17 protein-coding genes are annotated in these 8,845 nt (G+C 65.5%); 1 reads left to right on the top strand and 16 read right to left on the bottom strand.

Annotation, left to right across the window (positions count from 1 at the left end; all coding sequences use genetic code 11):
- Window positions 1-47: 47 nt before the first annotated feature.
- The 10 genes from ACFE65_RS10400 to ACFE65_RS10355 form a co-directional block, all read right to left on the bottom strand.
- Window positions 48-572 carry a phage terminase large subunit family protein gene (locus ACFE65_RS10400; RefSeq protein WP_375382292.1) on the bottom strand — a complete coding sequence of 175 codons (525 nt, stop codon included), beginning with the start codon at window positions 570-572 and terminating at the stop codon, window positions 48-50.
- Window positions 573-651: 79 nt separating this feature from the next.
- A complete protein-coding gene (locus ACFE65_RS10395) occupies window positions 652-1,179 on the bottom strand; it encodes a hypothetical protein (RefSeq protein ID WP_375382291.1) in 528 nt (175 codons plus the stop codon).
- A 466-nt stretch (window positions 1,180-1,645) separates the two neighbouring features.
- On the bottom strand, window positions 1,646-2,284 hold the full coding sequence (locus ACFE65_RS10390; protein ID WP_375382290.1) for a hypothetical protein: 639 nt from the start codon (window positions 2,282-2,284) through the stop codon (window positions 1,646-1,648).
- 47 nt (window positions 2,285-2,331) lie between these two features.
- Window positions 2,332-2,667, bottom strand: coding sequence for a hypothetical protein (locus ACFE65_RS10385; protein ID WP_375382289.1), 336 nt, complete (start codon window positions 2,665-2,667; stop codon window positions 2,332-2,334).
- Window positions 2,668-2,799: 132 nt separating this feature from the next.
- A complete protein-coding gene (locus ACFE65_RS10380) occupies window positions 2,800-3,033 on the bottom strand; it encodes a hypothetical protein (protein ID WP_375382288.1) in 234 nt (77 codons plus the stop codon).
- Window positions 3,030-3,665, bottom strand: coding sequence for a DUF3164 family protein (locus ACFE65_RS10375; RefSeq protein ID WP_375382287.1), 636 nt, complete (start codon window positions 3,663-3,665; stop codon window positions 3,030-3,032). The genes ACFE65_RS10380 and ACFE65_RS10375 overlap by 4 nt, the downstream gene beginning before the upstream one ends.
- Window positions 3,665-3,904 (bottom strand): hypothetical protein, encoded by a 240-nt coding sequence (locus ACFE65_RS10370; protein WP_375382286.1) that lies wholly within the window; start codon window positions 3,902-3,904, stop codon window positions 3,665-3,667. Before ACFE65_RS10370 ends, ACFE65_RS10375 begins: the two co-directional genes overlap by 1 nt.
- A gap of 10 nt (window positions 3,905-3,914) precedes the next feature.
- Window positions 3,915-4,103, bottom strand: a complete 189-nt coding sequence (locus ACFE65_RS10365) for a hypothetical protein (RefSeq protein ID WP_375382285.1) — start codon at window positions 4,101-4,103, stop codon at window positions 3,915-3,917.
- 2 nt (window positions 4,104-4,105) lie between these two features.
- Entirely contained in the window at window positions 4,106-4,276 is a 171-nt protein-coding gene (locus ACFE65_RS10360) for a hypothetical protein (RefSeq protein ID WP_375382284.1), read from the bottom strand.
- Window positions 4,277-4,393: 117 nt separating this feature from the next.
- Entirely contained in the window at window positions 4,394-4,621 is a 228-nt protein-coding gene (locus ACFE65_RS10355; protein WP_375382283.1) for a hypothetical protein, read from the bottom strand.
- A gap of 23 nt (window positions 4,622-4,644) precedes the next feature.
- Between ACFE65_RS10355 and ACFE65_RS10350 the strand changes: the two genes are divergently transcribed.
- The gene (locus ACFE65_RS10350) at window positions 4,645-4,854 is read left to right on the top strand and encodes a hypothetical protein (protein ID WP_375382282.1); all 210 of its coding nucleotides are present in this window, start codon (window positions 4,645-4,647) and stop codon (window positions 4,852-4,854) included.
- Window positions 4,855-5,033: 179 nt separating this feature from the next.
- On the opposite strand, the gene ACFE65_RS10345 is transcribed toward ACFE65_RS10350, so the two are convergent.
- The 6 genes from ACFE65_RS10345 to ACFE65_RS10320 all read right to left on the bottom strand — a co-directional run bounded on the left by ACFE65_RS10345 (window position 5,034) and on the right by ACFE65_RS10320 (window position 8,780).
- Window positions 5,034-5,819, bottom strand: a complete 786-nt coding sequence (locus ACFE65_RS10345; RefSeq protein ID WP_375382281.1) for a hypothetical protein — start codon at window positions 5,817-5,819, stop codon at window positions 5,034-5,036.
- 702 nt (window positions 5,820-6,521) lie between these two features.
- On the bottom strand, window positions 6,522-7,421 hold the full coding sequence (locus ACFE65_RS10340) for a hypothetical protein (RefSeq protein ID WP_375382280.1): 900 nt from the start codon (window positions 7,419-7,421) through the stop codon (window positions 6,522-6,524).
- Window positions 7,414-7,572, bottom strand: a complete 159-nt coding sequence (locus ACFE65_RS10335; RefSeq protein ID WP_375382279.1) for a hypothetical protein — start codon at window positions 7,570-7,572, stop codon at window positions 7,414-7,416. The genes ACFE65_RS10340 and ACFE65_RS10335 overlap by 8 nt, the downstream gene beginning before the upstream one ends.
- Window positions 7,566-7,700, bottom strand: a complete 135-nt coding sequence (locus ACFE65_RS10330; RefSeq protein ID WP_375382278.1) for a hypothetical protein — start codon at window positions 7,698-7,700, stop codon at window positions 7,566-7,568. Before ACFE65_RS10330 ends, ACFE65_RS10335 begins: the two co-directional genes overlap by 7 nt.
- A complete protein-coding gene (locus tag ACFE65_RS10325; protein ID WP_375382277.1) occupies window positions 7,700-8,164 on the bottom strand; it encodes a WYL domain-containing protein in 465 nt (154 codons plus the stop codon). Before ACFE65_RS10325 ends, ACFE65_RS10330 begins: the two co-directional genes overlap by 1 nt.
- A gap of 109 nt (window positions 8,165-8,273) precedes the next feature.
- A complete protein-coding gene (locus ACFE65_RS10320) occupies window positions 8,274-8,780 on the bottom strand; it encodes a helix-turn-helix domain-containing protein (protein WP_375382276.1) in 507 nt (168 codons plus the stop codon).
- Between the last annotated feature and the right edge of the window lie 65 nt (window positions 8,781-8,845).

Raw genomic sequence — 8,845 nt, 5'->3', positions numbered from 1 at the left:
CGCCAGCACTGCGCCGGCGTTCCTGTGGCCGGGTTTGTCACCGCCCTTCACACCGCAACATTGAGACTGTTGCTTTCGAAGGTGGCCTGCCGCTCCTCGACAATGTCGAGCGGCTTGCCCTCCTTCAGGGGCGCATACTTATCGACCTCGTCGCACAGCACGAGCCGCACCGGCCGGCGTGCGAGGTTGTCGGGGCTGCCAGCGCCGACGATCCCGAGAAACCCGCCCGGGAACGCCTTGTAGTCGAGCGTGTCGCCGGCCGAGCGGGTCTTAGACGACCCGACGAGACTGCGCAGCTTGGGGGTCGCCTTGATGAAGGGGCTGATCCGCTCCTTCGAAAACTGGGTAGCGCTGGCATCCTTCGGCTGGACGATCAGGATCGGACACGGATCGAGGTGAATGTGGTAGCCGAGCAGGTTCTCGATCAGCGTCGTCTTGAGCAGCTGCGTCGCCACCATGGCGGTGATCTTGCGCACGCCCGGCTCAGTTGCGGCCAGCATGGGCCCGCGTGCGATCTCCACGCGCGCGGTCCGGTACTTTCCCGACGTGCTGCCGGCTTCGCCCGCCAGCACTCGGACATTGTCGGCCCAGTCGGGAATGCTGATCCTGGGCGGGGGGGTCCAGCCCCGGCGCGCTGCCCGAGCGAGCCTTTCAGCCTTCGTCGGTTCCGGCCCAGTCGAGGTCGGGCTCGCCGAGCTCGTCGAGCTGCTGGTGGACATAGGGCTTCAGCGCCTCCGCCAGCGTCGAGCCGTCGATGTCGAGATCTGCGGCGATCAGCGGCGCGAATCGGCCGGCCCAAGCCTGCCAGGCGTCGCGAGCGGCCCGGCGATCTTTGAAGATGACCTGCTCGGCCACCTCGAGCTCGACCAGCGTGCCAGCTTCCTTCTTCGCCGCCAGCAGATGCTTCAGCGCGAGGGCGTTCTCCTTGATCGCGTTGGCTTCGACCTTGGACCGGAACTGCCCGGCGAGAAGCTGCTCGATAAAGCCGCCGGCGATGACCTCGTCGATCTCGCCGTCCTCGACCGCGCTGGCGAGATCAGCAACCGCCTCGTCGACCGCGGCCGCTACCTCGGGCGCAACCACCCCCCGCAACCGGCCGCTGGTTGCGGGGTCGGTTGCGGGGGTCGGTTGCGGGTCAGTTGCGGGGGGCTTGAAGCGCCCCAGCCCCGCATCGCGCATCCGCTTGTCGGACGCTGCAACATCGACCAGATCGCCGCTAAGTACCAGCGCGCCTGAGCTTTTCCACCGCGTCGCCGCTTGGCGCTTGACGCCGTGCAGCTTGGCGAACGCGGTCAGCGAGACGAGCGTCATAGGCGTTTACCCCGCAACCACCCGCAACCGGTTGCGGGGAGCGCAACCACTTTTTCGAACCCGTAGCTGGGGAAGGCCCGGGGCGCGCAATACCCACGCTTCGATAGGGGGGTAGGAAGGACCCAAACGGCCTAGGGGTGGTAGCCGCCGGCCGCCCGGGCGGCCGCCACTGACCGACCCGCGGCATGCCATGGGAGGCGGTAGGGGTGGCACCGTCTCGTGATGGTGATGCGATCTGCGCCGCGCGCGCCGTGCGTCCATTCGACCCGCAGCGTTCGGCCCGCGCGGGGCGCCAGCCACCAGGCGAGATGGACGAAGCTCCAAGGAATCATGGTCAACTCCGCTTCGGCTGCATCGCGGTGGCGAGCGCCTGTTCCATGACGGGCCGCGCATTACGCGCCACGTAGGCGCGGGCGCGGCCGTAGAAATTGAGGTGCTTCGCCACCGGCGTGGTGTCCTCGAACTCGATCAGCAGCTTCAGCTTCGCCGTGCCGGGGACCGGCGCGCCCTTGGTTCGCCGCGGAGCCGCAGTGCGCTGCCACACGCCCGACACGAGCCCACGCTTCGTCTGCACCTTACCGATGAAGACGCCCGGCTTGTCCTTCAGCCGAGCCAGCGCGCCCTTGGTGAGGTTGCCGTACTGATTGGTGCGCGCGCCGATCGGCACGAGCATCCCCTTCTTGCCGCCGAGCGAGCGATCGCCGCCGACGACATAGGGCGCGACGTAGCCCGCCTGGATGTCCTTCACGAACACCGTCGCGACCAAGTCCCGCTTCGTGGCGGGCTTCTTGGCGAACGCATTCTTCGTGAAGGGCGTGGCTTTGTCGAAGGTCTTTGCCTCCTCCTCGACCTCGACGACCTGCACGCCGGCGGCGAGCTGCGTCAGGCCGAGGGCGCTGGCGAACGCAACTTGGCCGCCTATATCGCCGAGCGCGCGTTGCGCTGGCCGAAGGTCAACCTTGATCGCGAGCATGATAGTTCGCCCGGAGATGCGCTCGCCGCGACTGTGTAGTCTTCAGATCAGTCGATCAGGCACCTAGCCGCAAGCCGGCCCGTCTCGCGATCATGGAACCCTACGATATCCACTCGCGTCGCGTACCGCTTCAGCGGGTCATCAAACGCGAGCACGCGATAACTTCCGCCCTGAGCGGCGACAGAGAAACCGCCTTCTATTGATTCGGCAGTCGTCCCAAACGCCTGCCCCATGCAGCTCGCGACCGCCTGCGTTGCCTTGGCCGTCAACATCGGATCAGTACCGGCAGCAGACCGCGGCACGTGATCGATGTCGTCGCGGGAGCCCAAGATGCATCCCGACAGCAAGAGCGCGCTCGTGATCGCTGGTAGAATGAGCTTCATTACGGTCTCCGTTCAGCGGAGCCCTATGAACGATCGTGGAACGTGTTGCACTAGCTCGCGATCATCAGCCGTTCGCTTGGACGGTGCCGGCCTGAGTCACGGTCTCGATCAGGAAGGTATCGCCAGCACGGACTAGATCTCGACGCCGAGACCTTTCAGGTCCGCCTCGATCCGACGCAGGCGTCCGTTCATCTCGCCGACGATTACAGGCCGCACCAGGTTGTGCACGGTGGCGTCGAACGCGGCGCCGTTGAATTGCACGGCGAGCCCGCGACCCGTGGTGAGCAAGTCACGCTGCACAATGAGCCTGTCGCGCTCGGCAACGAGCCGGTTGAGCATAGCGAGTTGATCGAGCCGCATGGTCACGCCGTCGCCAGATCGATCGAGATCGCGCGCCAGGCGCCGTCGGGCGCGTCTCGCTCGTAGAAACGAACGTATGTGCGCGATCCGATCACGCGAATGCTTTCGCGGATCGCCTCCATGGCGCGAACCCAGCGCGCGTCCTGGATCTCCACGCGGAGCAGCATGAACAGCTCGGCGCGGTTGATCTGACCCTGCTTGTCGACCGAGAAGACGCGGTTGACGAGCGCGCGCAGCTCGGCGCCGCTGCCGGCTGCCCATTCGGAAAGGCATTCGTCGATCAGCGTCTTCGCCGCCTGCAGCTCGGGGCCGAACTCGATCAGATCGGCGACCTGGACCTGCACCTTCAGACAGCCGTCGAAGCTGGTGAGCGTCACGTTGCCCTTGGCGCCGCCGATCGCCGCGCCATACTGCTGGGCGATCAGCGCCTGCAGCGCGCCGACGTCGGCGAATGTCTCGCCTTTGAAGGCGCGGATTAGCGCGGAGAGCACCTTGGCGCGATCGGTGATCCCGCGCACCGTCTCATCCATCAGGAGATCGGCGGCCTTGATGGTCGTGAGCGGGACCAGGCTGCCCTTCGCATCGCGCAGGTATAGGTCTCCGCCGACCTCGATCGCGGCAGGATGCGGGGTAGCCATTACCGCCGGCGCGTCCGATTACGACTGCAGATGTTTATGTCGCAGTCGCAATCGGTGAGCGCCCGCTCCTCGTGGTCTTCCTCAAACTGATCGACAAGCCAGCGCGCCGCCGCTTCGATTGTGGAGAAAGCCCACCTGCGGCTCGGCTCACCCGTGCCGCGCGTATGATCGTCGTAGAAGACGAACCCTTGCTCACCGGCGCGGAACGTCAGGCCGTTGCGCTTCAGTCGATCATCCATCTTCAGCTCCTCAGCTGGCGCCACCGCCGCGCGGGCGGCGATAGTCTTCAGTCAGGTCGCGCTGGCGGGCGACATCGGCGAAGCGGTTGAAGCCGATGACATTGGGCGCGGCATCGATCGCGGCACGGCGATCTGCCTCGCTCATCAGGCGCATTGCCTTCGTGCGCCGGCGCTGCTCGGCGTTGGAGATCTCGGCCACGATCAGGCTTGCTCGGCGTCGGGCTTCTGCTCGCCGACGCCGTTGAGCACATAGCCCTCGATCTCGGCGGCGACTCGCACAACCTCGTCGCTGATGGTCCCCATCGCAATCGCTTGAACGACGCAGAAGGAGCGCAGCCGCTGGCTGGTGGTCAGACAATCGTCATCGAACATGATGACTCTTCTCGGGAGCATGGCGGAGGCGCCCTCCGCCCCGGTCGTGAAAAGTGGCGGTTTTTCGCGCGTCAAAGCGGCCCAGATCAGGTGCGATACCCAGTCGGTACCCGCGCGCTAGACTGGCAGGCGCAGCTGCTCCACGGTCGCTGTCATGCGGCGCTGGCCTGCCGCCATCGCCTGCATGCCGGCGAGCGATCGCGCGAGCGCGACGGCCTCGTCGTGAGGAAGCAGCACCACCGTCTCGGGCTTGGCCTCGAGCTCCTTCAGCCACGCGGCGCCGTCGACGATCATCACCAGCCGCACCTTGTGCCGTCGGCCGACACGTACGCCGGCAGGCGGCATGGACGCGATGAGGGGCCGCGGTAGTGTTCCTTCAGCGCGCACCCGAGCGCGGCTATGGTCTCGATCATCGCGACGAGCCGATCATGCTCGGCCGCGCCACGCGGGCCCAGGCTCTCCAGACGCATCGCCTCGTCGACCTCGTCGCTCAGCTCGCGAAGCCGGTCGGCCGCCGTCGGCGCCGGGTGGCGCCGCTGCCCTGCATCATGGCCACGGGCAGCGGCGCGCCGCGGTAAGCCGGCGATGTCACTCTGCGACGGCTTGGGCGGCATTCTTGGCTCCGGAACGACGAAGGCCGCCAACTCCGGCGGGAGCGGCGGCCTTCCTGAGCCCTTCACCGGGCGCAGCTGTTGCGGAGTCGTATTTGCCGTCTGCACCGCGGTTTTGGGAGTGTGGATTTTGTCAGGTCCGCAATTTAGGCGAGCCGCGCCTGGGCCCGGTCGAGGTCGGCCTGATCGATCAGGCGACAGACGCGACCTATAACGCTGGGCCATAGGTCGAGCGCATCGATCAGCACCCGCTTGGCGCGATGCTCGCTCATCCCGTATCGCCGCGCCACGACGGTGTACCCGATGGTGTCGCCGACGATCATGTCAAGCACCGCACCGAGGGGGCCGCGTACCGCCTTGCGCCAGTCCCTGTACGCGATCTCACGCCGCACCTGGCTCAGCTTCTCCTCGGCAGCACCACCATGCCGCCCGTTATCGACCCGTGCCTCGTAGCTTGCCGACTTGGTCGTCACGTCGCGCGCGATGCGCTCGGCGACGCCGGCGATCTCCACTGCGGCCGCGAGCTGGCCGGCATCGATCGACCGGGTGTTGAACAACCGGGCAAGCGCACCCGATCGCGTGCGCGCCTCGACGCAAACCTCGTTCTCGATCGCGGCGTCCATCGTCGCCGGCGTCGCGTGACGCTTATGATCCCACCGCTCGGCCTGCGCCGCCTGCGCTGCCCGGAGCAGGCGATCCTCCTCCGTCGCGCGGGCCGCGCGGGCCGCGCGCTCGGCGGCGGCTGCTTCGTCGCGTTTTCGGTCTGCCTTGGTCGGCCGGCTGTTCCACCGCACCGTCGACGGCGCCGGTTGGAGCGCCGCCTTCGACGCTGCCTGCGCCGAGCGCCGATCGGCGCGCGCCTCGGGCAGGTACCGCCCTTCGATCGCACGCTGGACTTTCAGGTCCGTCCCGCTCCGCTCCAAGCCCGTCATTGCCGCCTCCGTCATCGCCTCCGGCGATCTGATCGATGTCGGGCATCATGGGCAGTGTGGAAAATGTAAGGGCGATCGTCCCGTACGGCGGCAGTCCTGCGGCGCTGGCGTCGAAGACCACATACCCAGCTGCTCGGGCCTTGCGCACCGCCTCGTCGACGTCGGACGGCAACTGCAATCCCCTAGCCTGGCCGCGAAGACGTCTCAGGGCGCCATCGACGACCAGCGCTGTCACGATGTCCCGGGCATGCTGGCGGTTGGTAAGGCCGCACCCAGCGGCGATGTTCGTGTAGCTGGGCGAGGATCCGTTATGGGCGCGGATGTACGCCGTGACGAAGTCGAGCACGATCGCCTTGCGTGACGACATCCGCGGCGTGAGACGCGGCTGCTCCATGTCGATCGGTTTGCCCACCCTGCGTGGAACATACGGTGAATGCTTCTAGAGCGCCAGCGGCACGGTTAAGTTGTCGGAGGGGGATTCGAGTCGCCGTGTCAGGCCACCTTTCGGCCGCGATCAGCGTTGATCGTGAAAGCCGTATGGATCAATACACCGGTGTGCGCAGTGTGGGTCATCGAGGCGAGAGCATACGCCAGTGGGTGACCGGCTTGGTCATTATCGCCGCGACGATCGTAGGCTTTTATGGTTTTGCGCAGCTATCTCGTGGGTGGACGTTGGTGATCTCGGTCGCGGTGCTGGCCGGACTACTCATTTTCTTCTGGATCGTCGGTCGAAAGGCTGGACCCAGAAGCCCGCGGTGAGAGAACCCGGACGATGCGTCGGCTCTCTGGCACATATTGCCAAGCCTTTCCGTCTAGCCGTTCCTTCCACTCCACTTCGACTTCCATGCGTACGCCCTCATGCAGGCTGATCGGTAGGGTTCCGTCAACGATGGCCTGAAGGAATGCGAGGTCTGTCACCTGCGCGGAAAACTTCACGCCATCGCGCGAAAATCCCCAATGGCGAGTACTGGCATAGAACGGCGCGTGCATCAGAACGACGCTCCAGACCTCCCGCTTGATTTCATCTGGCACTTGCGCCTCCTCGGGCGAGAAAAGCCCTCCGCGCATCGCAAACTGTGATCGGTCGATCTCGACGGCTGGCCCCCTGCCGTCCGCGCTTTTCACCACCACGCCTGTGATTGCCGGATCGCGTTCAAGCGCGCGATAGAACCGCATGGCCGATCGCGAGGCATGCGCGTCCACCTGAATCGATTTGGTCATGCCCTGCAACAGATCGCGGTCTTTCTGGCTCAGCGCCACGTCCTGCACCGGTGACCCAAGCTGGTGTTGCACGAAGCTTTGGAGCCCGGACGTTGCCACCGCGATCGCTAGCCCAATCGCCGCCTTCTTGAGATATGGAAACTGGTCGGCGCCGTGGCTGATCGTGCCCAGATGATCGTCTACAAGCTTCAGGATCTGCTTGAGGGAGCCTTCCTCCCGTCCAAGCAGTTCAACTCGAACGTCTGCATAAGGATCGATCGCCCGAGCGGCGGCACGAGCCAGATCTATCCAGGCGAGCAAGCTCTCGGCTGCGACTGCCGCATCGGCGTTTCGTCCCTCCTGCAGCCCTAGTTGCAGGATGATTTCACCATCATCATCCATCCGGGTGTTCCGCTCGCGATCCGATAACGTGGGAGCCTTCCACGCCCGGCTCCGGGGCACCGCCTTCGGCGGGCGTGTGGTTGTGGTCGATCAGCTCCGCAACGCCGTTGACGATCCCAAGGGTCAACAGGGCCTCGTCGCGGGTCAGCACGATGGTCCGGGCGTCTGGATCGGCCAACGCTGCGTCGAGGCGGCGAGCGAGATTAGCGCCGCGCCCGCGGCAGCCAGGCCGGCAGCCGCGGCGCCGACGATCGCCAACGCGGTGCGCAGGACTTTCATCAAAGCCACCGCGCCTGATGAACACCGAAAAGGTGCAGCACTGCATGCAACAGCCTCAACCGACCGATCAGATAGCCGATGACCACGGCGCACAGCGCGACGCGCCAGACGAGCCACCGACTGGTCGGGACAATCGACGGGGTCGCCGGGCGCTCGTCGGCATCCTCCGCCCAGGTGAATGGCTGTCCCTCACTAAGGTTGAGCGTGGCCATCCAATCGATGGGCGTGAACACCTCACCCGTTTTTGGATCGCTCATGTCCTGAACGCGATCGAGGCGAAATGAGCGAGTTGCCTTCGCCACCGAGCAGCGCGCTTGCAGATAGGTATTCGCCAACGTGCGTTTGCCATCTCCGACCAAGATCGCGAGCGGCATGACGGTGCGCAGCGATCTATCGTCCTTCCCGTCGACATACTCCAGGAGCACGGCCGTGGCCGTTCCTCGACGAAGTGGATGGCGCGTCATCAATCTTTCCTGCTAAGGAACAAACATAGAACGGAGAGGCGAGTCGCGGTGAGTACGCCCGTGTGGCGGGCCACCCCAGGGTGTGCGTTGGGGTGTGCCCAGTGCGAAGTCATGTGCGCCTCGCTCGCCGAGGCGCGGGCGCTGCGTTGGACAGATCTTCAGCAGGCTCGTCGTCGTCATCGACGTCGTCCGACTGCTCGAACCGAAGCGGACCTCGCAAGACACCAAGTCCGCTGGGAAGCAGCGTGGCGAGCTCATGAGCGAGATCGTCCTCGGGCATCTTCTGCCAGTCACCCAGTGAGCGAAGGTGGCCTAGAAACATACGCGTCAGCGCCGGCCGTGCAGGCAATGCCACCGGCAGCATGACGTGAACGACCTGAGGCTCTGGCGCTGGCGGTGGCGCGCCTTCGTCCGGATCGTCGATCTCTCCGGTTAGGTACTCAACTGTGGTAGCCAATTCGCGCGCAAGTCGCGTGAGGTGAGGCGACCACCGGTATGGCTTCCGAATAAGTCCGCTTAGCGTCGACTGTCGCATGCCGGCACGCTCTGCCAACGCCGACTGGGTTTTGATCCCGATCGCGATGCGTCGCTCTTCAATGCGCTCACCGATCGTCATCGAGCGGACGCTAACGGCGCACCGTTGAAAATATAGGCGATCATGCCGTTGACTGTTCTAACGGC

Source organism: uncultured Sphingomonas sp., from assembly GCF_964237335.1.
In the GTDB taxonomy this organism is placed as follows: domain Bacteria; phylum Pseudomonadota; class Alphaproteobacteria; order Sphingomonadales; family Sphingomonadaceae; genus Sphingomonas.
This window is presented reverse-complemented; position numbering and strand designations above follow the sequence as displayed.

Excerpts from the sequence above, each read along its gene's own strand:
- ACFE65_RS10355 (WP_375382283.1), bottom strand. The coding sequence starts at position 4,621 with ATGCCGCCTGCCGGCGTACGTGTCGGCCGACGGCACAAGGTGCGGCTG.
- ACFE65_RS10320 (WP_375382276.1), bottom strand. The coding sequence starts at position 8,780 with ATGACGATCGGTGAGCGCATTGAAGAGCGACGCATCGCGATCGGGATC.
- ACFE65_RS10370 (WP_375382286.1), bottom strand. The coding sequence starts at position 3,904 with ATGGATGATCGACTGAAGCGCAACGGCCTGACGTTCCGCGCCGGTGAG.
- ACFE65_RS10390 (WP_375382290.1), bottom strand. The coding sequence starts at position 2,284 with ATGCTCGCGATCAAGGTTGACCTTCGGCCAGCGCAACGCGCGCTCGGC.
- ACFE65_RS10385 (WP_375382289.1), bottom strand. The coding sequence starts at position 2,667 with ATGAAGCTCATTCTACCAGCGATCACGAGCGCGCTCTTGCTGTCGGGA.
- ACFE65_RS10360 (WP_375382284.1), bottom strand. The coding sequence starts at position 4,276 with ATGTTCGATGACGATTGTCTGACCACCAGCCAGCGGCTGCGCTCCTTC.
- ACFE65_RS10345 (WP_375382281.1), bottom strand. The coding sequence starts at position 5,819 with ATGACGGGCTTGGAGCGGAGCGGGACGGACCTGAAAGTCCAGCGTGCG.
- ACFE65_RS10375 (WP_375382287.1), bottom strand. The coding sequence starts at position 3,665 with ATGGCTACCCCGCATCCTGCCGCGATCGAGGTCGGCGGAGACCTATAC.
- ACFE65_RS10325 (WP_375382277.1), bottom strand. The coding sequence starts at position 8,164 with ATGACGCGCCATCCACTTCGTCGAGGAACGGCCACGGCCGTGCTCCTG.
- ACFE65_RS10395 (WP_375382291.1), bottom strand. The coding sequence starts at position 1,179 with ATGCGCGATGCGGGGCTGGGGCGCTTCAAGCCCCCCGCAACTGACCCG.
- ACFE65_RS10340 (WP_375382280.1), bottom strand. The coding sequence starts at position 7,421 with ATGGATGATGATGGTGAAATCATCCTGCAACTAGGGCTGCAGGAGGGA.
- ACFE65_RS10330 (WP_375382278.1), bottom strand. The coding sequence starts at position 7,700 with ATGAAAGTCCTGCGCACCGCGTTGGCGATCGTCGGCGCCGCGGCTGCC.